Annotated in this window: 22 protein-coding genes; 5 read left to right on the top strand and 17 right to left on the bottom strand. The window is 59.9% G+C overall.

All coding sequences use genetic code 11. The features are described from left to right. Window positions 1-65: 65 nt before the first annotated feature. Both OC71_RS12495 and OC71_RS12490 read left to right on the top strand, forming a co-directional pair. Window positions 66-1,256: an osmoprotectant NAGGN system M42 family peptidase gene (locus OC71_RS12495; RefSeq protein WP_041069309.1), complete on the top strand. Its 1,191-nt coding sequence runs from the start codon at window positions 66-68 to the stop codon at window positions 1,254-1,256. A gap of 202 nt (window positions 1,257-1,458) precedes the next feature. After that, entirely contained in the window at window positions 1,459-1,686 is a 228-nt protein-coding gene (locus OC71_RS12490) for a YheU family protein (RefSeq protein ID WP_003192759.1), read from the top strand. On the opposite strand, the gene csrA is transcribed toward OC71_RS12490, so the two are convergent. The 3 genes from csrA to OC71_RS12475 form a co-directional block, all read right to left on the bottom strand. After that, on the bottom strand, window positions 1,683-1,868 hold the full coding sequence (gene csrA / locus OC71_RS12485; protein ID WP_041069300.1) for a carbon storage regulator CsrA: 186 nt from the start codon (window positions 1,866-1,868) through the stop codon (window positions 1,683-1,685). The genes OC71_RS12490 and csrA overlap by 4 nt on opposite strands. A 147-nt stretch (window positions 1,869-2,015) precedes the next feature. After that, window positions 2,016-2,348 (bottom strand): YnfA family protein, encoded by a 333-nt coding sequence (locus tag OC71_RS12480; RefSeq protein ID WP_041069297.1) that lies wholly within the window; start codon window positions 2,346-2,348, stop codon window positions 2,016-2,018. A 63-nt stretch (window positions 2,349-2,411) separates the two neighbouring features. After that, window positions 2,412-3,227, bottom strand: a complete 816-nt coding sequence (locus OC71_RS12475; protein ID WP_041069294.1) for an SDR family oxidoreductase — start codon at window positions 3,225-3,227, stop codon at window positions 2,412-2,414. 323 nt (window positions 3,228-3,550) lie between these two features. On the opposite strand from OC71_RS12475, the gene OC71_RS26850 reads away from it, so the two are divergent. Further along, the gene (locus OC71_RS26850) at window positions 3,551-3,709 is read left to right on the top strand and encodes a DUF3309 family protein (RefSeq protein WP_169432680.1); all 159 of its coding nucleotides are present in this window, start codon (window positions 3,551-3,553) and stop codon (window positions 3,707-3,709) included. Between the two features lie 57 nt (window positions 3,710-3,766). Here OC71_RS26850 and OC71_RS12465 read toward each other — a convergent pair whose 3' ends face one another. The 10 genes from OC71_RS12465 to OC71_RS12420 all read right to left on the bottom strand — a co-directional run bounded on the left by OC71_RS12465 (window position 3,767) and on the right by OC71_RS12420 (window position 13,210). Next, a complete protein-coding gene (locus OC71_RS12465; protein ID WP_041069289.1) occupies window positions 3,767-5,860 on the bottom strand; it encodes an LTA synthase family protein in 2,094 nt (697 codons plus the stop codon). 311 nt (window positions 5,861-6,171) lie between these two features. Beyond that, on the bottom strand, window positions 6,172-6,777 hold the full coding sequence (locus tag OC71_RS12460) for an START domain-containing protein (protein ID WP_041069286.1): 606 nt from the start codon (window positions 6,775-6,777) through the stop codon (window positions 6,172-6,174). Between the two features lie 41 nt (window positions 6,778-6,818). Next, a complete protein-coding gene (locus OC71_RS12455) occupies window positions 6,819-7,073 on the bottom strand; it encodes a YkgJ family cysteine cluster protein (protein WP_041069283.1) in 255 nt (84 codons plus the stop codon). A gap of 165 nt (window positions 7,074-7,238) precedes the next feature. Then, window positions 7,239-7,733 carry a hypothetical protein gene (locus OC71_RS12450; RefSeq protein ID WP_041069280.1) on the bottom strand — a complete coding sequence of 165 codons (495 nt, stop codon included), beginning with the start codon at window positions 7,731-7,733 and terminating at the stop codon, window positions 7,239-7,241. 78 nt (window positions 7,734-7,811) lie between these two features. Continuing rightward, entirely contained in the window at window positions 7,812-9,251 is a 1,440-nt protein-coding gene (locus OC71_RS12445) for a PLP-dependent aminotransferase family protein (protein ID WP_003226969.1), read from the bottom strand. A 201-nt stretch (window positions 9,252-9,452) separates the two neighbouring features. After that, window positions 9,453-10,265, bottom strand: coding sequence for an OmpA family protein (locus OC71_RS12440; protein WP_041069276.1), 813 nt, complete (start codon window positions 10,263-10,265; stop codon window positions 9,453-9,455). Next, window positions 10,262-10,618, bottom strand: a complete 357-nt coding sequence (locus tag OC71_RS12435; RefSeq protein WP_177327913.1) for a DUF4398 domain-containing protein — start codon at window positions 10,616-10,618, stop codon at window positions 10,262-10,264. Before OC71_RS12435 ends, OC71_RS12440 begins: the two co-directional genes overlap by 4 nt. Window positions 10,619-10,627: 9 nt before the next feature. Then, on the bottom strand, window positions 10,628-11,449 hold the full coding sequence (locus OC71_RS12430; protein WP_041069270.1) for an ABC transporter substrate-binding protein: 822 nt from the start codon (window positions 11,447-11,449) through the stop codon (window positions 10,628-10,630). Window positions 11,450-11,528: 79 nt separating this feature from the next. Further along, on the bottom strand, window positions 11,529-12,458 hold the full coding sequence (locus OC71_RS12425; protein ID WP_041069267.1) for an electron transfer flavoprotein subunit alpha/FixB family protein: 930 nt from the start codon (window positions 12,456-12,458) through the stop codon (window positions 11,529-11,531). 2 nt (window positions 12,459-12,460) lie between these two features. Next, window positions 12,461-13,210 carry an electron transfer flavoprotein subunit beta/FixA family protein gene (locus tag OC71_RS12420; protein WP_003226982.1) on the bottom strand — a complete coding sequence of 250 codons (750 nt, stop codon included), beginning with the start codon at window positions 13,208-13,210 and terminating at the stop codon, window positions 12,461-12,463. 526 nt (window positions 13,211-13,736) lie between these two features. Between OC71_RS12420 and OC71_RS12415 the strand changes: the two genes are divergently transcribed. After that, on the top strand, window positions 13,737-15,401 hold the full coding sequence (locus OC71_RS12415) for an electron transfer flavoprotein-ubiquinone oxidoreductase (RefSeq protein ID WP_041069264.1): 1,665 nt from the start codon (window positions 13,737-13,739) through the stop codon (window positions 15,399-15,401). Between the two features lie 182 nt (window positions 15,402-15,583). On the opposite strand, the gene OC71_RS12410 is transcribed toward OC71_RS12415, so the two are convergent. Next, window positions 15,584-16,474 carry an AraC family transcriptional regulator gene (locus OC71_RS12410; protein ID WP_007961974.1) on the bottom strand — a complete coding sequence of 297 codons (891 nt, stop codon included), beginning with the start codon at window positions 16,472-16,474 and terminating at the stop codon, window positions 15,584-15,586. Window positions 16,475-16,664: 190 nt separating this feature from the next. Between OC71_RS12410 and OC71_RS12405 the strand changes: the two genes are divergently transcribed. After that, window positions 16,665-17,717, top strand: a complete 1,053-nt coding sequence (locus OC71_RS12405; protein ID WP_041069261.1) for an NAD(P)-dependent alcohol dehydrogenase — start codon at window positions 16,665-16,667, stop codon at window positions 17,715-17,717. Here the strand turns inward: OC71_RS12405 and OC71_RS12400 are convergent. The 3 genes from OC71_RS12400 to dgoD all read right to left on the bottom strand — a co-directional run bounded on the left by OC71_RS12400 (window position 17,714) and on the right by dgoD (window position 21,203). Further along, entirely contained in the window at window positions 17,714-18,517 is an 804-nt protein-coding gene (locus OC71_RS12400; protein ID WP_041069258.1) for an IclR family transcriptional regulator, read from the bottom strand. The two genes, OC71_RS12405 and OC71_RS12400, sit on opposite strands and share 4 nt — an antisense overlap. 60 nt (window positions 18,518-18,577) lie before the next feature. Continuing rightward, window positions 18,578-19,882, bottom strand: a complete 1,305-nt coding sequence (locus OC71_RS12395) for an MFS transporter (protein ID WP_041069255.1) — start codon at window positions 19,880-19,882, stop codon at window positions 18,578-18,580. Between the two features lie 172 nt (window positions 19,883-20,054). Beyond that, the gene (gene dgoD, locus OC71_RS12390) at window positions 20,055-21,203 is read right to left on the bottom strand and encodes a galactonate dehydratase (protein ID WP_007961968.1); all 1,149 of its coding nucleotides are present in this window, start codon (window positions 21,201-21,203) and stop codon (window positions 20,055-20,057) included. Window positions 21,204-21,234 lie beyond the last annotated feature (31 nt).

The following is a 21,234-nucleotide window of genomic DNA, read 5'->3' as shown; positions in this document are numbered from 1 at the left end:
CCTGACAGGCAACACAAATTCCCTCATCGAAACCATCGATGCGCCTCAACTCATCAGGAGTTTCCATGACCACTCAAATCCCCGAACCGGATCTGAACTACCTGCAAAAAGTCCTGCTGGAAATGCTCGCCATTCCCAGCCCCACCGGCTTCACCGACACCATCGTGCGCTACGTCGCCGAGCGTCTGGAAGAACTCGGTATCCCTTTCGAAATGACCCGTCGCGGCACCATCCGCGCCACGCTCAAGGGCAAGAAAAACAGCCCCGACCGCGCCGTTTCCGCGCACCTCGACACCATTGGCGCAGCCGTGCGAGCAGTGAAAGACAACGGCCGTCTGACCCTGGCTCCGGTCGGTTGCTGGTCGAGTCGGTTTGCCGAAGGCAGCCGGGTCAGCCTGTTCACCGACAACGGTGTGATTCGCGGCAGCGTGTTGCCATTGATGGCCTCCGGGCACGCGTTCAACACCGCCGTGGACGAAATGCCGATCAGTTGGGATCACGTCGAACTGCGTCTGGATGCCTACTGCGCAACCAAGGCCGATTGCGACTCACTGGGCATCAGTGTCGGCGACGTGGTGGCGTTCGACCCGTTGCCGGAGTTCACCGACAGCGGCCACATCAGCGCCCGTCACCTCGACGACAAGGCGGGTGTCGCCGCGCTGCTCGCCGCGCTCAAAGCCATCGTCGACAGCGGTCAGGAATTGATGATCGACTGTCATCCGCTGTTCACCATCACCGAAGAAACCGGCAGCGGCGCGGCAGCAGCCTTGCCGTGGGATGTCAGCGAATTCGTCGGCATCGACATTGCACCGGTCGCGCCGGGCCAGCATTCCAGTGAGCACGCGGTGAGCGTAGCGATGCAGGATTCCGGCGGGCCATACGACTATCACCTGTCGCGGCATTTGCTGCGGCTGGCCAGCGAAAACGAACTGCCGGTAAGGCGCGACCTGTTCCGCTATTACTTCAGCGACGCACATTCGGCGGTGACCGCCGGGCACGACATTCGCACGGCCCTGCTCGCCTTCGGTTGTGATGCAACCCATGGTTACGAGCGCACGCACATCGACAGTCTGGCGGCGCTCAGTCGTTTGCTTGGAGCGTACATTCTGAGTCCGCCGGTATTTGCCAGCGATGCCGCGCCGGCCAATGCTTCGCTGGATCGCTTCAGTCACCAGATCGAGCACGACACGCAGATGGAGAGCGATACGCGAGTGCCGTCGGTGGACAGTCTGGTGGGGCAGCGCTCCGACAGCTGATCCGGGCTTCCGTGGTGGCTGGACTGGCCCCATCGCTGGCAAGCCAGCTCCCACAGTTTTTGGGGTGGCTCAGTTGTTTGTGTACACCATCAAACTCTGTGGGAGCTGGCTTGCCAGCGATAGGGCCGATACTGCCCACACAAAACTGGCAGCCAGCCACCAATCGCCGTAGCATCCCGCCATTGATTGAACCGAGGTGCCCATGCTGATTCCCTACGACGCTCTAGAAGTCGACACCCTCACCCGCCTGATCGAGGACTTTGTCACCCGCGATGGCACCGACAACGGTGATGACACGCCGCTGGAAACCCGCGTGCTGCGCGTACGCCAGGCGTTGACCAAAGGCCAGGCGCTGATCGTCTTCGACCCGGAAAGCGAACAATGCCAACTGATGCTCAAACACGACGTGCCCAAGCACCTGTTCGACTAGCGGACCTTCTCGGTGGCCTGTTTGCGCTGAATCCGCTCGTAGACCTCCGAACGGTGCACATTGATCTTCTGCGGCGCTTCGACACCAAAGCGCACACTGGAGCCGTTGACGGACAACACCCGCAGGGAAATGTCGTCACCGATGGAAATCAACTCGCCCACAACACGGCTGAGTACAAGCATGGAGTTCGTCCTTCAAGGGTTAGCCAGCCCTGAAGATGCGCGGTGCGCGCCCGCTCTACAATGCGTGGTGAGCAATTCAGTCTTGCCCTACACTCGCAAGCGCTGCGCCCGTCAGACGTTTCCTGCAAATCGCTAAACAGTCTCGCCTCACGCGGCGCTAAACCGCGGCCCGAACAGGATCACACTGGCGCCGATCACGCACAGCGCCACGCCGATCCAGTCCGAACCCAAGGGACGTATCCGTTCAACCACTGCCAGCCAGCCAATCGACGCGACGATATAGATCCCGCCATAGGCGGCATAGGCGCGACCGGCGTAAGCCGCTTCGACACGGGTCAGCAACAGGGCGAACAGCGTCAGGCTGAGCAGCGCCGGGATCACCCACAAGGCACTTTTGCCCTGGCGCAACCACATGAAAAAGGCGAAACAACCGGCGATTTCAAACAGCGCCGCGAGGAAGAACCACAGGTAATTGAGCATTGATGCCTCTCGACAGGGTGACTATTGCGGCCACCCTAACGACGCGACACCCATGGGGCAAGTTCAGCCGTTGGTTTGTTTGGCCTTGGCGCGCATTTTATCGGCCATGGTGGTCATTTCGTTGTAGATCAGTTGCGGGTTCTTCTGCTTGATCGCCCAGGCCATGCGTCCCTGCTCGTGCGGCAGGATCATGAACTCGCCGGCGGCCACTTGCTGATAAATGTAGTCGGCGATGTCGGCTGCGCTGATCGGCGAACTTTCCAGCAACTTGCCAACCTGAGCTTTCATGGCTGGCGTCGGGCCACGGAACGAGTCGAGCAAGTTGGTCTGGAAGAACGACGGGCAGACCACATGCACCCCGACTTCCTGCTGCGCCAGTTCCACCAGCAAACTTTCAGACAGCGCCACCACACCGGCCTTGGCCACGTTGTAATTGCTCATCGCCGGGCCCTGCATCAATGCCGCCATCGAAGCAATGTTGATGATCTTGCCTTTGCTCTGTTCCAGCAGCGGCAGGAAGGCCTTGCAGCCTTTGACCACGCCCATCAGGTTGATCGCGATCTGCCAGTCCCAGTCCTCCAGCGACAGTTCGCTGAAGAACCCGCCGGACGCCACACCGGCGTTGTTGACGATGATGTCGATGCCGCCGAGCTTCTCTTCGCAGGCCTGGGCAAACGCGGTGAGCTGGCTGTAATCACGCACATCACAGCGCTGGATGAACCCGTCGCCACCGGCCTCGCGCACCCGCTTCAGGGTTTCCTGCAGGCCAGGTTCGCTGACGTCGGACAAGGCCAGCTGCCAGCCTTCACGCGCCCAGCGCAGTGCAAGTTCGCGACCTAAACCTGAGCCCGCACCCGTGATCATCATGCGATTTTGCATAGCAGACAGCCTTGTTGTTCTGTAGGAGATGCGCGGAGTGTAGCGAAGGAACACTGGCCACCCACGCTCCATCAGAATGCTGAATACAGGATCAAAAGATCGCAGCCTTCCGCAGCGCCTACATCAGTTCCCTGTAGGAGCTGCCGAAGGCTGCGATCTTTTGGTCTTGCGCTTCAAAGGAAATAAACGAGTCATCCAAATACATTAAAAAAACATTGAATTTTCTTTCATACGCACCGGTCGGAATTTGTAAGCCGTCTGGAATTAGTTAGCCTCCAGTCGCCCTTGAATACCAAGACTTCTCGAACGCTATAAACAAGGAAATCGACATGGGCACAATTCTTATCATTATCCTGATCCTGTTGCTGATCGGTGGTCTGCCGGTCTTCCCGCACTCCAGAAGTTGGGGTTATGGCCCTTCGGGCATTATTGGCGTGGTGTTGGTGGTGCTGTTGGTCTTGCTGTTACTTGGCAGGATATAAAACCCCAAGACAAAAAAAAGAGGCCCTCAGGGGCCTCTTTTTTATGCAGCGGTTTTATCAGTCCGGCTTGCCGTTGATCACACCGGCCGTGTTGTCCATCAGGCTCTTGGTCGCCGTTTGCAGGAACGCTTCAAGCTTGAGTTTCAATTCGGCGGTACGCGGTGCGTCCGGAATGATCTCGGCAGAAGGGTTCGCGCCCAGTTGGTACTGGTAGATCTTCGGTGCCATTTCCTTCTCTTTCGGCAAGACCAGGATCTGGTCAGCGGTGACGATGGCAGTGGTCTGCTCGCTGCCCGACGGCTTGATCACACCGAAACCGGTGTCGCCGGCCGGCAGGTTGAGCAGGTCACGGCCCCAGCACTGGTGACGCACTTCGCCACCCAGACGACCCATGATGGTCGGCACGATGTCGATCTGGGTGCCCACGGTGTGGTCACGGGTACCGAACTTCTCCTGAATGCCCGGCGCAATCATCAGCATCGGCACGTTGAAGCGGCCCAGGTCCATTTCGGTGATCTGACGCTCGTTGCCGAAACCGTGGTCGCCGACGATAACGAACAGGGTTTCCTTGAAGTACGGCTCTTTGCGCGCCTTCTCGAAGAACTGACCCAGGGCCCAGTCGGCGTAACGCATGGCCGTGAGGTGTTCGTTGAGCGTGCCGCGATCCGTCACGCGCTCCACCGGCAAAGGCGTTGGCAAGGCGTACGGCGTGTGGTTGGACAGGGTTTGCAGCAGCGCATAGAACGGCTTGCCGTTTTCCCGCGCCTTCAGTTCCACCAGACCACGGTCGAACATGTCCTGGTCGGACACGCCCCAGGTCGGATCGGAGAACACCGGGTTGACGAAGTCGTTACGGCCAACGAAGTTGGTCATGCCCTGGTTGCTGAAGAAGCCCGACTGGTTGTCCCAGGCGAAGTCGCCGTTGTAGACATACACGTCGTCATACTTGCGCGCACTGAGCAACTGCGGCAGGCCGGAGAGTTTGTGGCTGCCTTCCGGTGTCTGCATCAGGTATTCGAAACCCGGCAGGTTCGGGAAGCACGCCATGGTCGCAAACATGCCCTGGTGGGTATGGGTGCCGTTGGAGAAGAAACGGTCGAACAGCAGGCCTTCCTTCGACAGTTTGTCGAGGTACGGCGTGATGTTGCCCGGCGCGCCCAGAGCGCCCACCGAGTGACCGGCCATGCTTTCCATCAGGATCACGACCACATTCTTGATCGGCAGGGTCTTGTCGGCCGGTGGCGTGTAGTCACGACGCACCGCCGCAATGTCGGCATCGACCAGTTTGTCGTCCGGCATCACCAGCATCTCGCGCACCACTTTCTGCGCCTGTTCCTGCGGCAGGGTGGCTTTCCAGATGTTGTTGCGATCTTCACCCATGCGGTCCTTGGCGGCGGCGATCAGCGACAGCGTGCCGTTGAGGCCAAGCTGGTTGGCGAAGTTCGATTCGGTGGTGTACACGTCACCCCAGCGCAGCGGCGGGCCCTGACGCAGGGTGCCACGGGCCGCCACGACGCAGATCAGCAGGCACACCACAAACACCGCCAGACGCGTGTACCACGGCGCCACCTGGCGGGTGCCGACGTTGCCGCCGCTGAACGGGCCGCGCGGACGGGTTGCACGATCGGCGCCCTTGAAAGCCAGGGTCAGGATCACGGTGCCGATCACCCACGCCAGCAGGTAGCGCACCACCGGGAAACCGTACCAGAGCATGCTCATCACGGTTTTCGGGTCTTCTTTCACGTACTGAAATACCAGGCCATTGAGGCGCTGGTGGAACTCACGGTAGAAGTCCATCTCCATCAGGCCGAGGAACAGCGCGATGCTGGACGCCACGGTCAGCCACAGACGGAAGAAGCCACGCGCAGCCATCGCCCGCGCACTGAACAGTGCCAGCAGCAACGGGACGCAGACGTAGACCACCAGGCGCAGGTCGAAACGCAGGCCGTTGGCGAAAGCTTCGAGGAAGGTCGAAGCCGGGGTATCGAGGATCATCTCGCGGTTGTAGACCAGCAGCGCGAGGCGCAGCACGGAAAACATCACCATCATGACCAGGGCACACAACAGGGTGTAGGCCAGATGCGATTTGACGGTCGGTTGCAGCAGGCGAGTGGAAGATCGCTGCTGATTCAGGGCGTCCGGGTTTGCCATGTCGTTTTAGGACCCATTGGAAGTTGAAGTTGCAAAATACAGCGGCGCCATGCCCTCTATTGGCCATTCCAGGCCCCGGGGCGTGCGCGGTGCGCAAATGTTGCACGATCACCGGCAGCATTGCCATTGATTAGTGCCCCGCTGCCCGACTCTTTCATAAAGGCAATCGTTCGCAGACAGCACGCATTGCGCGGGCGAATTGTCAGGAACGCTTTGTGAAAATTTCGTGCAGCGCATATCTGGAAACACAATATAACGACAAAACAAAACGCCCCGAATCGATCGGGGCGTTTTTGCGCAAAGCGCGCGGATTACTTCTCGGCGCGCTCTTTCAGGGCTTTAAGGGTGTTGAACGGCGCATCAACCACAAACTTGTTGGCAACCATGGCCGGTACGCTGCCGCCTGGCTCAGTGTGCACTTGATAGGTCACTTCGACCTGATCACCTTTCGGCACGAACTTCCAGAAGCCTTTGACCTGAGTGACGCGCACAAAACCTTTCTCTTCAGGAACGTACTTCGGCAAGCCTTCGAGGTTGCGGGTCAGGCTGCCATCGGCACCTTCCACGGTGGTGATGTGCAGCACCGAATCACGCGAAGTGACTGGCCACGGCGTGTTGAACTGCGTATAGGTCCAACTCTGATCGCCCTCGTGCTTGAGCAGCTTCTGGGCCTTGCACTCGTAGATCCACGCACAGGCTCCGGACACGTCTTCCTGCAAGGCACGCAGTTTGGCCACGGTGGTCTTCATCAGAGTCACGCCCTGATAGGACTTGTAATCCGAGCCCGGTACTTCAGCCAGCGAGACCTTGATCCCGTCCTGTTCCTTGGCGACCTTCCAGTCCTCGGCCTGAGCCACCGAAGTAGCCAGCACAGCGGTCAAACCACACAACACAGCGATACGATGCAGCGAACCCATAGTCTTATTCCTTATTGTTGAAGTTCCGTTCGTTTGACACATCACGCCGCCGTCATCTGCTCCCACCAGCCGATCAGTTTGATCGCTTCCTCGGAGCTGCTGCCGCAGACTTCGACATCGGCGGCAAATCCTGAACAAACCGCCGGACGCTCCGGCTGGCCGAAAATGCTGCACAGGTTTTCGACCGAGAGTTGCACGCAACGTTCGCCGGCAGGTTTGCCGTTGGGCATGCCTGGAATGGCAGAACTGATGGAGGGGGCAATACAGCAAGCGCCACAGCCTTCACGGCATTTCATGACGAGCAAGTCCTCGCGACGGGCAATGTGTTAAAGAGACACGGACAGAGTAACCGCTAAAACGGTTGTTTCAAATTCCCTGCACCGGGGTTTTTACCGATAACTGAATGTGACTGACCAGTCTCCGACAAAGCGTCTGGTTCGCGGGTCACGGATCGATTGAATTTATTGCTTGAACTCGAAATCCAGTGCTGCGCCTTCGATATCACGGCGCTCATCGTTGCGCAGCTGCAACTGCATTTCGTTGCTGAGCAGGCGACCATTGAGCTGGAAGCCGCTGTTCTTCTCGCCGAACATCTGCGGCAGGATCGCCTCGTGTTTGGGCAGCGATACAGTACCGGCGGGTTTTAGCTGCTGGACCATGTCCTTGGGCAGGCTCAGATCCAGCTTGGCCGGCGGCAATCTGGTTTTCACCACCTCACTGGCCGGTTTCGACTTGGACGCGACCGGGGGCCGTTTCTTCACCGCGGCGGCTTTCTTCTGTGGGGCTTTTTTAGCCGCAGCTTTGTTATCCGCAACGGCTTTTTTGCTCGCCGCCGGTTTGTTTGCCGGCGCGGACGTTGCGGGCTTTTCCTGAACGGCAGCTGCCATGACACCGGGCGCATGGCCCATCATCAACACACCAAGCAATATCCAGGCAGCAGGCAAAATCGCTTTCATGAACCCTACAACACTAACGGCAGAGGGCCATATGCTCGCCTGTTGAGCGCCACAAGACAAGCACGACGCGCGCCCCGTTCAGAAACCGCCAGCCGTTTCCTGACACAGTTGAGTCGCCAGCAGACCGAGGGTCATCAGCGCCCTTTCCGCCTCGCGATTCCACGGTGTGCCGCAGTTCAGGCGGATGCAGTGATTGAACTGCTCGGTATTACTGAAGATCAGCCCCGGTGCAATGCTGATGCCCTGCTGCAATGCGCGGACATGCAATTCCTGGGTATTGACCCTGCCCGGCAGACTCACCCAGAGGATGAAACCGCCCGTGGGCCGGGTCATCTGTGTACCTTCGGGAAAGTACTGCTGCACCGCCAACTGGAACGCGCTGAGATTTTTCCGGTATTCCTGGCGGATGTACCGTAAATGCCGGTCATAACCGCCATTTTCCAGATAAGCGGCAATCGCCATCTGCGTCACGCTGCACGCCGAATGCGTGGTGAAGGTCTGCAGACGCTGGATTTCCTGCTGATATTTGCCGGCAATCATCCAGCCAACGCGCACGCCCGGCGACAATGTTTTGGAAAAGCTCGAGCAGTAAATCACCCGATCCAGTCGATCGTAAGCCTTGAGGGCTTTGGTGCGGCCCTGTTCGAACATCAACTCACCATAGATATCGTCTTCGACGATCTGGATATCAAAGTCCGAGGCCAGACGCAGCAGTTGTTTCTGCCGTTCTTCCGGCATGGTGCCGCCCAGCGGATTGCTCAGGCGCGTGGTCAGAACCAAAGCCTTGATCGACCATTGGTTGGCCGCCAGCTGCAAAGCTTCGAGGCTCATGCCGGTGGCCGGATCGCTGGGAATCTCGATCACTTTCAGGCCCAACAGATCGGCCAGTTGCAGCAAACCGTAATAGGTCGGCGATTCGGCAGCGATCAGATCTCCCGGACGGGTCAGCACCCGCAGCGACATCTGCAGCGCATCGACACAGCCGTGGGTAATGACCACTTCCGACGGATCGACCACCACCCCGGCGTCGCGCATGCGGATTGCCACTTGCCGGCGCAACGGTTCGAAACCCGGGCTGAACATGTAGCTGAAGGCGCGTGGGCTGTGGAATCGGGTGACCTTGGCCAGTTGCTGATGCAGTGCGCGAACCGGGAGGTAATCGACACTCGGCACCGCAGCGCCCAACGGGAAGACCCCCTCGCGGCGAGACTCGACCAACACTTGCTGAATAATACTGGCGCGGGTGACCAGGCCTGGGCGCTCGACCCGGGCGATGTCCGGGGTCGGCGCCGTCAGTGCCGGGGTCTGGTGCACGTAGTAACCGGATTGCGGCCGTGCGCGGATCAGGCCCTGATCTTCGAGATTGGCATAAGCCTGCAACACCGTCGCATGGCTGACATTGAGCTGCGAACTCATCTTGCGCACCGACGGCACGCGTTCTCCGGGTTGATAGACACCGCGCCGGATGTCTTCCGCCAATTGTTGAGCAATACGTTGGTAGAGCAAGAGATTGGTCATGACGCAGCACTCGATTTCACGGGCATTTTATTCTTGTGTGAAACAATACCGGAACAGTTTAGAAGTGTACTGGGACAGTTGCCACCATAGTCGACCGTACAGTGCAGTGTCAGCCAAAACTGTACGGATTTGCGTGCTATTCGACAGTCGTAAAAAAGCCCGGCGCTGCATGACAGGCCGGGCTTTCCAGAGACGCAGCCCTCAACGGGCGGCGCCGAGCTGGCCTTTTTCGTCGGAGAAGACAATTTCCACCCGACGGTTCTGTGCCCGACCGCGCTCGGAAGCGTTGGCGTCTACCGGGTATTCGTCACCGTAACCTTCGACCTGAATCCGCTTGTCCTCAATCCCCAGGTCCATCAACACATCAGCTACTGCTTGCGCGCGATCACGCGACAGCTTGAGGTTTTCCTGTTTGCCACCGGTGCTGTCGGTGTAACCCTCGATACGCACCACACGTTTCGGGTTGAGTTGCAGGAACTGCACAATCTTCAACACCACGCGATTGGCCGAGTTCTTAAGCTCCGCCTCGCCAGTGTCGAACAGTACATCGCCGAGGGTCATCACCAGGCCGCGATCGGTCTGCGTAGTGGCCAACGCCACGATCTGTTCCTCAAGCCATTTACCCTGCTGCTGCACGCTCAGCAGTTTGGACTCGCGCAGGGCCAGCTGCAGACGCTGACGCTCCAGTTCAAGCTTCGCCGCGCGCTCTTCGTTGAGCACCAGATTGGTGTGTTCGCGAGCGATTTCGCTGTAGCGCTGACTCAAGTAGGCGTAATGCACCACGTCCGCGCCACTGCCCCAATAGGTGGACAGGCGATCGGCGCGGGCCAGCGACTCACCGGCGCGGATCACATCCTTCGGCGCGATACGCAGCACATTGGAATCTTCCTTGACCTTCTGAAAGTCACTGCCAGCCTGTTGCAATGCGGCTTCGCCGTGTTGACCGGCGCAGCCATAGAGGCTTGCGCATCCGGCCAGAATCATCCCGCCGAGGATTTTGGACTTGAGGCTCATTGGGCATCTCCCAGTTGCTTGCGCAGACGGATGATGCGGGTGTTGAGCACGTTGAGTTGCTCTTCGCTTTTTTGCGTCAGCACTTTGGCTTCGGCCAGACGCGCATCCAGCTCGGCCTGTTCGGCGCGCATGCGGGCGTTCTTGAAAGACTCGTCGGCCATGTTGCCCTTGGCCCGGTTGAACTTGTCTTCGGCCAGTTTCATTTCCGGCATTTCATCGGCGGTCGCACCGACAGCCTTGGCCTGGGTGATGGCCTGCTCGGTCAGGCGCATTTGCTCATGGGGTGCCGGATCGTTGGCGCAGCCGGCCAGGGCCAGAACGGCCATGGCCGCGAAAAGAGGTCGAATACTCACTAAGAATCCCTACTGTTTTGGGGCACTGACAGGTGGCTGCGGTTGTTGCTGCTGGGCCTTCCAGCGCTCGATATTGCGTTGCAGCGCGGCCTCGGTCAGTCCGGACGCGGGCAATTCTGTCATCTTTTTAGCGAGCTGTCCGCGCAACCACGGATCGTTGCAGGCCGAGTTATGCGAAACCGCGAGGAACAATCCCGGTCGGTCGATCGGCTGTTCGAACGCCAGCAGATCATTGGCCATGCCTAATGCCTGCGCGGCAGCCATGCCCGAATAGCGCCCAGCGAGTACATATTCCACTTCGCCCAGCAGAAGTTTCTGAAAGGCCTGAGTGATGTTTGCCGTCCGGGTCAGGGTCAGATTCTGCTCGGCGAAGGTGCCAAAAGCCTGGGTCATTCGAGACTTTTCCGACAACCCGCCAGCGTGCCCGTGCAGGTCTTTTGCTTCGCTGTAGGCGAGCGTCGAGCCTTTGCGCGTCCACACCAGGTAGTCGTTTTCGAGCAACGGTGGATAGACGTAGTCGAGGTTCTCCAGCTCATTGAACATCAGCGGCGTGTCCGCCAGCATGTCCATGCGCCCGCTGCGCACTTCGTCGAGGGCCTGCGCGCGTTTGCCGGCGTAGAGCAGCTCGACCTTGATCCCCAGATCCTTGGCCACTTGCTGCAACAGGTCGGCACTGGCGCCGATCAGATGTTTGGGATTCTGCGGGTCCTGCCACAAGTACGGCGGCGCGTCCGGACTGCCGGTAACGACGAGGCGCTCGCATTTGCCGGCAGCCGCAGCCATCCCCGGCAACAGGATCAATCCCAATAACAACCTGCGGCGCAGATCCATGGCAAACGCTCCCACTCAAATTCGAGACAAAAAAAAGCCCGACCAGAAGGCCGGGCTCTTTATAAGTGAAGCCGCTGGATTAGACCAGCTTCTCCAGCTCAGGGACTGCTTCGAACAGATCCGCCACCAGACCGTAATCGGCCACCTGGAAGATCGGCGCTTCTTCGTCCTTGTTGATCGCAACGATCACTTTGGAGTCTTTCATGCCGGCCAGGTGCTGGATCGCGCCGGAGATACCGACGGCGATGTACAGCTGTGGCGCAACGATCTTGCCGGTCTGACCGACCTGCATGTCGTTTGGTACGAAACCTGCGTCGACCGCAGCGCGCGAAGCGCCCACGGCAGCGCCCAGCTTGTCGGCCAGGGCGTACAGGTGTTTGAAGTTGTCACCGTTCTGCATGCCACGACCGCCGGAAACCACGATCTTGGCAGCGGTCAGCTCAGGACGATCCGACTTGGCCAGTTCTTCGCTGACGAAGCTGGAAGTGCCGGCGTCGTGCGCAGCAGCAACGGCCTCAACAGCCGCCGAACCACCTTCAGCAGCAACCGGGTCGAAACCGGTGGCACGCACGGTGATCACTTTGATCGCAGCGGTCGATTGCACGGTAGCGATGGCGTTACCGGCGTAGATCGGACGCTTGAAGGTGTCGGCGCTTTCTACCGAGATGATCTCGGAGATCTGGTCAACGTCCAGTGCAGCGGCAACGCGCGGCAGGATGTTTTTGCCGTTGGACGTGGCGGCAGCCAGGATGTGGCTGTAACCAGCGCCCAGCTCTGCTACCAGCGGAGCAACGTTTTCCGGCAACTGATGCGCGTAAGCGGCATTGTCAGCATTCAGGACTTTGCTCACGCCTGCGATTTTCGCCGCAGCTTCGGCCACGGCGCCAGCGCCCTGACCTGCAACCAGTACGTGAATGTCGCCGCCGATTTTGGCAGCAGCAGCCACGGTATTCAGCGTGGCCGGGGCCAGCACTTTGTTGTCGTGTTCAGCGATTACCAAGATAGTCATTTTTAGATTACCTTCGCTTCGTTTTTCAGTTTCTCGACCAGTTCAGCCACCGACTTGACCTTGATACCCGCGCTGCGTGCAGCCGGCGCTTCGACTTTCAGGGTCTTGTTGGTGGAGGCGGTGGAAACGCCCAAAGCGTCCGGAGTCAGCACTTCGAGAGGCTTCTTCTTGGCTTTCATGATGTTTGGCAGGGACGCGTAGCGCGGCTCGTTCAAACGCAGGTCGGTGGTGACGATGGCCGGCAGTTTCAGGGAAACGGTCTGCGCGCCGCCGTCGATTTCGCGGGTCACGGCAACGCTGTCGCCGGAGACTTCGACTTTCGAAGCGAAAGTGCCCTGACCGTAGCCGCTCAGTGCAGCGAGCATCTGGCCGGTCTGGTTGTTGTCGCTGTCGATCGCCTGTTTGCCCAGGATCACCAGCTGAGGCTGTTCCTTGTCTACCACAGCCTTGAGCAGCTTGGCCACGGCCAACGAAGTCAGGTCTTCAGCGGATTCGACGAGGATGGCACGGTCGGCACCCAGAGCCAGTGCGGTACGCAGCTGTTCCTGAGCGGTGGACGGGCCGATGGAGACGACGACGATTTCAGTCGCAACACCTTTCTCTTTCAGGCGTACGGCTTCTTCCACTGCGATTTCGCAGAACGGGTTCATCGACATCTTGACGTTGGCGAGGTCTACGCCGGAATTGTCCGCCTTGACGCGAACCTTGACGTTGTAATCCACAACGCGTTTGACAGCTACAAGAACCTTCATGGATTCCTCGTTACTCTCCGGTGAAAAGAAAGTCGCCTAGGCGAACCTGGCGGTTGATGCTCATCGGGCACAAGGGCACCTCTAAAAACGCCGGCTGGGGGCCGATGACCGTTCGTCAGTGGTGACCAACGGGTCATTGAATCGCACGGTGTGTAAACTGCGCGCCGGACTTGCGCTGCGCATCACCTTGAACTGCCTGTGCCCTGTCTTTAGAGGTGCTCTTGAAACCGCCAGTCTGCCTACGGCGAGCGCAAAACCGCCCGTATCTTGACCGGAACGCCTATTCCGGTCAATACGGCAAAATGGCCGTTCATAAGCCGCGCTTCTTTGATTTCTCTGGGCTGGAGCCGATTCAAACAAACGTTTGTATTGGACGCTCCGAGTGGTGTAGATATAATGCGCCGCCTAGAGAGAAAGGTGGTTTACCCATTATTACCCTTGACGTTAACGTAAAGGCAATAACGGATGCGACGCCGAACCTCCAAATTAGAAAAAAAACTGTTGAGCCTTGAGTAGGAGATAGCCTGTGGAACGCGAATACATGGAATTCGACGTGGTCATCGTCGGTGCCGGCCCCGCTGGCCTGTCCGCCGCCTGCCGTCTGAAGCAGAAGGCCGCCGAAGCCGGTAAGGAAATCAGCGTCTGCGTGGTCGAAAAAGGCTCCGAAGTCGGCGCACACATCCTGTCCGGTGCCGTGTTCGAACCACGCGCTCTGAACGAACTGTTCCCGGACTGGAAAGAACTCGGCGCCCCGCTGAACACGCCGGTCACCCGCGATGACATTTTCGTGCTGAAAAACGCCGACAGCGCGCAGAAAATCCCTGACTTCTTTGTGCCCAAGACCATGCACAACGAAGGCAACTACATTATTTCTTTGGGCAACCTGTGCCGCTGGCTGGCCCAGCAGGCCGAGAACCTGGGCGTGGAAATCTACCCGGGCTTCGCCGCTCAGGAAGCGCTGATCGACGACAACGGCATCGTGCGCGGTATCATCACCGGTGATCTGGGCGTCGACCGCGAAGGCAACCCGAAAGAAGGCCTGTACACCCCGGGTATGGAACTGCGTGGCAAGTACACGCTGTTCGCCGAGGGCTGTCGTGGCCACATCGGCAAGCAACTGATCAAGCGCTACAACCTCGACAGCGATGCCGACGCCCAACACTACGGCATCGGCCTGAAAGAAATCTGGGAAATCGACCCGGCCAAACACCAGCCAGGCCTGGTGGTGCACACCGCCGGTTGGCCGCTGGACATCATGGGCACCGAAAACACCGGCGGCTCGTTCCTCTATCACCTGGAAAACAACCAGGTCGTGGTCGGTCTGATCGTCGACCTGTCGTACAGCAACACTTACCTGTCGCCGTTCGACGAGTTCCAGCGCCTCAAGCATCACCCGGTGCTGGCGCAGTACCTGGAAGGCGGCAAACGCGTCAGCTACGGCGCCCGTGCGATCTGCAAAGGTGGCCTGAACTCGCTGCCGAAAATGGTCTTCAAGGGCGGCGCGCTGATCGGCTGCGACCTCGGCACCCTGAACTTCGCCAAGATCAAAGGCAGTCACACCGCAATGAAGTCGGGCATGCTCGCCGCTGAATCGGTGGCCGACGCCCTGTTCGCCGAGAAGGATGGCACTGAAGAGCTGACCACTTACGTCGACGCGTTCAAGAAGAGCTGGCTCTACGACGAACTGTTTGCCAGCCGCAACTTCGGCCCGGCGATCCACAAGTTCGGCGCGATTGTCGGCGGTGGCTTCAACTGGCTGGACCAGAATATCTTCGGCGGCAAACTGCCGTTCACCCTGCACGACACCAAACCGGACTACGCCTGCCTGAAGCTCGCGGCCGACTGCAAGAAGATCGACTATCCGAAGCCGGACGGCAAACTCAGCTTCGACAAACTGAGCTCGGTGTTCATCTCCGGTACCAACCACGAAGAAGAGCAACCGTGCCACCTTAAGCTGACCGACCCGAGCATTCCGCTGAGCCGCAACCTGCCGATGTACGACGAACCGGCACAGCGCTACTGCCCGGCCGGTGTATATGAAGTGATCACCAAGGAAGACGGTGAAAAGCGCTTCCAGATCAACGCCCAGAACTGCGTGCACTGCAAGACCTGTGACATCAAGGACCCTTCGCAGAACATCACCTGGGTCACGCCGGAAGGCGCTGGCGGCCCGACTTACCCGAACATGTAAGTCGCATCGCTGAACAACGAGGCTCCCGAAATGGGGGCCTTTTTGTTGCCCAAAATTTAATGCATCACATCATCCCCTGTGGGAGCTGGCTTGCCAGCGATGGGGCCATGTCAGTCGACATCTTGGCAGCCTGGATCACCGCCTTCGCTGGCAAGTCAGCTCCCACAGGGTTACGCAAACTCTCAGGCAACGCGCTCATCACCAGGGCTACGCTCGAAGTAGCGCTTGTATTCGCGACTGAACTGCGACGTGCTCTGATACCCCACCCGATGCGCCACCTGCGCCACGCCCAGCCCTTCGGCGACCAGCAAGGTCTGCGCCTTGAGCAAGCGCAGGCGCTTGAGATACTGCACCGGCGACAACAGCGTGCTGCGCTTGAAGTGCTCGTGAAAAGACGACACGCTCATGTTCGCGCAACTGGCCAACGTCTCGACATTCAGCGGCTCGGTGTAATGCGCATGCAGATGGCTGATCGACGCCGCGACCCGGGCGAACTGCCCCTGCTGTTCGACCAGTGCGCGCAACACATCGGCCTGCGGCCCGCGCAACGCAGTGAACAACAATTCGCGGACCCGCGCCGGTCCGAGAATCTGCCGTTCCAGCGGATCGTGCAGGCAACGCAGCAAGCGTTCGACACAGCCACGCATGTCATCGTCGAGCACCACCGAGGTCATCGACTCCGGTGTCTGCGCCGGAATGTGCCGCCCCGGCGCCAGCCCCATGGCCAGCACCAGTTCGCCGAGCAACACCCGGTCGATGGCCACCGATACACCCAGCAACGGCGCATCCGGCAAGGCAAAGGTTTCACACTCGAACGGCACCGGCAGCGCCTGAATCAGGTAGTGCCCGGCGCCATATTCCATGGTGCGCGGGCCGAGGAACGCCAGTTTGCTGCCTTGGGCGATGATCATCAGGCTCGGCTCATAAATGTGCGGGCCACGCGCCACGTCGCAACTGGCGCGCAGCACCTGCACACCAGGTAACCCGGTCTGGCTGTAACCGTCGCAAAGCGCCAGCGGCTCGATCAGCGAAACCAGCGTGGCATTGGCATCAAGGTGGCGAGTCAACTGCATCGGAGGGGTCTTCAAAAAAGTCACGGAAAAAGGCATGCAAGCATCATCGCAGATCCTTTTGCCAATGCGCTTGCCCAGACCTGCATGCCGGAGGATTAGGCATGAGACCCGGAGGAATCGTCATGGCCGCAGCGGCAGTCGGCGCCCAAAATGCGCCACCTCACCTGTCACTGCTTCTGCGAGGTTTCTTATGTACACCGCTATCGGTTATGCCGCTCAATCGGCCACCACTCCCCTCGCCCCGATGAAATTCGAACGCCGCAGCCCGCGCGCCGACGACGTGGCGATCGAGATCCTGTACTGCGGCGTCTGCCACTCCGACATCCACCAGGCGCGCAACGAATGGGGCATCGCCGTGTATCCGTTGATGCCCGGCCACGAAATCGTCGGCAAAGTCACCGCCATCGGTGCCAACGTCACTCAACATAAAGTCGGCGACCTGGTCGGTGTCGGTTGCATGGTCGACTCTTGCCGCACCTGCGCCGCCTGCCAGCAGAACCTCGAGCAATACTGCCTCGAAGGCCCGACCATGACCTACGCCACCCCGGACCGGGTCGACGGCAGCAACACCATGGGCGGTTATTCGGACAGCATCGTCGTCAGCGAGCACTTCGTGGTACGCATTCCGGAAAAGCTGGATCTGGCCAGCGCCGCGCCGATCCTCTGTGCCGGCATCACCACCTACTCGCCGCTCAAGCACTACGGGGTCAAGGCCGGCGACAAGGTCGGGATTCTCGGCATGGGCGGCCTCGGCCACATGGGCATCAAGTTCGCCAAGGCCATGGGTGCGGAAGTCACGCTGTTCACCCGTTCGGCGAGCAAGGCCGAAGAAGGCCGTCGTCAGGGCGCCGATCATGTGATCGTCTCCACCGATGCCGAGCAAATGGCCGCCGCTGCGGGCCGTTTCGACTTCCTGCTGGACACCATTCCGGTGCAGCACGACCTCAACCCGTACCTGCAAACCCTGCGCTTTGATGGCGTGCACATTCTGGTCGGCCTGATCGAACCGATCGACCCGCCGGTGCATGCTGCCAACCTGGTGCTGGGCCGCCGCGTGCTGGCCGGTTCGTTGATCGGCGGCATCGCCGAAACCCAGGAAGTGCTGGATTTCTGCGCCGAGCACAACATCACCTGCGACATCGAAATGCTCGACATCCGCCAGATCAACGAAGCTTACGCGCGGATGATTGCCGGTGACGTGAAGTACCGCTTCGTGATCGACATGGCGACCTTGAAGCTTTAAACCTTCAAGCCAAGCTCCGCCGAGAGCCGGGCTGTGACCCCTTTGATCAGGGGGATCAGCTCGGCCATTTTTTCCAGCGGCATGTACGGCACGGTGCTGGCGATACTGATCGCCGCGACAATGCGCTTGCTCGCATCGCGAATCGGCGCCGCCACGCAGCGGATCGACGGTTCGTTGTCCTCCAGATCGAAGGCGTAGCCGCCGGCCACGTACTCGGTCATGCGCTGCTCGAGCTGTTCCCACGATTGCTGGGGATGCTGCGGCCAGAACTGACTTTTCCCACCCGCCGGCAGGCTGATGTCGTACAGGCGCTGCCAATCCTGCGGCGCATCATCGAGCATCAACGCCTTGCCGATCCCGGTGCGCGCCAACGGCATGCGGTGGCCGACACGCGAACGCATTTCCGGGCCGTTGCGCCCCGGATTCTTCAGCAGGTACAAGACCTCGTCGCCTTCGCGAATGCCCAGATGCACGGTGTCGCCGGTCAGCGCCGACAACTCGTCCAGATACGGCCCGGCCAGACTCACCAGCGGCAACTCTTCACGCGCCTGAAACCCCAGCTCGATCAGCTTGGGCCCCAGCAGATAGCCGATTTGCGGCACTACGCGCAAATAGCGCTCGTCCACCAGGCAACTGGCCAGACGATGGGTGGTGCTGCGCGTGGTGCCGATCAGCCGGGCAATCTCTTTCAGATCGCGGGCGCCACTGGCCACCGCGTGCACCACGCCCAGGCCGCGAAGCAGCGTCTGGGTGCCGGTGGGTGCGGCGTCCTTGGTTTTTTCCGGGGCGTCTTCCTGCATATCCAGCCTTTACCGTTGAGCGAGGGAACGGGCGGCATTATGGTCGCCCGACGCAGACGACTACAACTCGATACGCTCGACCTTGCCCACCAGCAGCACGTAGGACAATGCACCGATCAGCGCCAGAACCGCGATGTAAGTAATCGCCGGGGCGAACGAATCACCGCTGGCGAGGAAACCGATGACAATCGGCGTGGCAATTGCCGACAGGTTGCCGATGAAGTTGAACACCCCGCCGGTCAGCCCCAGCAACCGCGCCGGAGCGAGGGTCGAGACCAGCGACCAGGTGATCGACGCCAGCCCGTTGCCGAAAAACGCCAGCGCCAGGAAGGCAATCACCAGCGGTGTCGATTCAACGAAGTTGGCACCGATGATCGAGGTGGAAATCAGCAGCCCGCCAATGATCGGCAACTTGCGCGCAAAGCCGACGCTGCAGCCACGGCGGATCAACAGGTCGGAAAAGAACCCCGAACACAGCACGCCAATGAACGCGGCAAGAAACGGCAGCGACGCCAACAGGCCGGATTTGATGAAGTCCATGCCGCGATATTTCACCAGGTAGGTCGGGAACCACGTCAGGAAGAACCACAGCGTCGAGTTCAGACAGAACTGGCCGAGGTAGATGCCCCACAACTTGCGTTTGCTCAGGACGATGCCGAGATCGGTCCAGCTGAATGAGGCCTTGGTTGCTTGCGCTTGGATGTCTACCAGTCCGCCACCCTCGCGGATCAGGTCAATCTCCGCGTTGTTGGCGCCCTTGAAGTCTCGCGGTTCGCGATACACCGCGTACCAGATCGCCGCCCAGATAATGCCCGCCGCGCCGGTCGCGACGAACACCATGTGCCAGCCGAACTCATGTTGCAGCCAGGCCAGCACCGGGGTCAGAAACGCCAGGCCGACAAACTGCCCGGAGGTGTAGAAACCAATTGCCGTGGCCCGCTCGCGCTCGGGAAACCAGGTGGTGACCACGCGGCTGTTGATCGGATAGGCCGGTGCTTCCAGCGCGCCGACCGCCATGCGCAGCACGAACAGCGCAATGAAACTCGCGGCGAAGCCGAGCAGCACCGTGGCCAGCGACCACAACAGCAGCGCGACGCTGTAGAGAATGCGCGGCGGCACCCGATCCACCAGCCAGCCGCCGGGGATCTGCATCGCGGCGTAGGTCCAGCCGAATGCGGAGAAAATCAGCCCGACGTGAACCGGGTCGATGCCCAGTTCACTGGTCAGCGCGGGCGCGGCAATCGACAGGTTGCTGCGGTCGAGGTAGTTGATGACCACGGTGATGAACAGCAGCACCATGATGAAAAATCGCTTGCGGCTGGGCGTGACTAAAGACGCCTGCCCGGTGAGGGTTTGCGTTGGCATGGGGGTGCCTCTTTTTATGATTATTTGAGGACAGTCGTAAAACTTGCGCCGAACCCTGTGGGAGCTGGCTTGCCAGCGATAGCGGTGCATCTGTTACATCAATGTCGGATGTGCCGCCGTCATCGCTGGCAAGCCAGCTCCCACAGTGGATTTTGGGTAGGTCAGAAGAGACTCACCACTCGGCAAAACTGCCATCGGCATGGCGCCAGATCGGATTACGCCAGCGGTGGCCGACGGCGGCACGCTCGATCACGTATTCCTCGTTGATCTCGATACCCAGCCCCGGCCCGTTCGGAATCTTCACGAAGCCCTGGTCGTAGTCGAACACCCGCGGATCCTTCACGTAGTCGAGCAAATCGTTGCTCTCGTTGTAATGGATACCCAGGCTCTGTTCCTGGATAAACGCGTTGTAACAAGCCGCGTCGAGTTGCAGACACGCCGCCAGCGCAATCGGCCCCAGCGGGCAATGCAGCGCCAGCGCCACATCGTAGGCTTCGGCCATGTTGGCGATCTTGCGGGTTTCGGTAATGCCGCCGGCGTGGGAGGCATCCGGCTGGATGATGTCGACGTAACCTTCGCTCAACACCCGTTTAAAGTCCCAGCGCGAGAACAGCCGCTCACCGAGGGCAATCGGCGTGCTGGTCAACGGCGCCAGCTCCTTCAGCGCTTCGTAGTTTTCACTGAGCACCGGCTCCTCGATGAACATCAGTTTGTACGGGTCGAGCTCCTTCATCAGCACCTTGGCCATCGGCTTGTGCACCCGACCGTGGAAGTCGACACCGATACCGACGTTCGGCCCGACCGCATCGCGCACGGCGGCGACATTGGCCAGGGCCAAATCGACTTTCTCGAAGGAATCAAGGAACTGCAGTTCTTCGGTACCGTTCATTTTGACTGCCGTAAAGCCACGGCTCACTGCCTCTTTCGCGGCACGTGCGGTGTCGGCCGGACGGTCGCCACCGATCCACGAATACACGCGGATCTTGTCACGCACCTGACCGCCGAGCAGATCGCTGACCGACACACCAAGGGCCTTGCCCTTGATGTCCCACAGCGCCTGGTCGATACCGGCCAGCGCACTCATGTGGATCGCACCGCCACGGTAGAAGCCACCGCGGTACAGCACAGTCCAGATGTCCTCGATGTTGCGTGGGTCTTTGCCGATCAGGTAGTCGGACAATTCTTCAACGGCAGCCGCGACGGTGTGCGCGCGGCCTTCAACCACGGGTTCGCCCCAACCGGTCACGCCCTCATCGGTTTCAACCTTGAGGAAGCACCAGCGCGGCGGGACGATGAAGGTGGTGAGTTTGGTGATTTTCATCTGTTTGTCTCTCTTGTTAGATGCAGCGCAC

The sequence above is a fragment of the Pseudomonas sp. W15Feb9B genome (assembly GCF_000828175.1).
Lineage (GTDB): Bacteria > Pseudomonadota > Gammaproteobacteria > Pseudomonadales > Pseudomonadaceae > Aquipseudomonas > Aquipseudomonas parakoreensis.
Note: the sequence above shows the minus strand (reverse complement) of the source record. Positions and strands in the feature narration are given on the sequence as shown.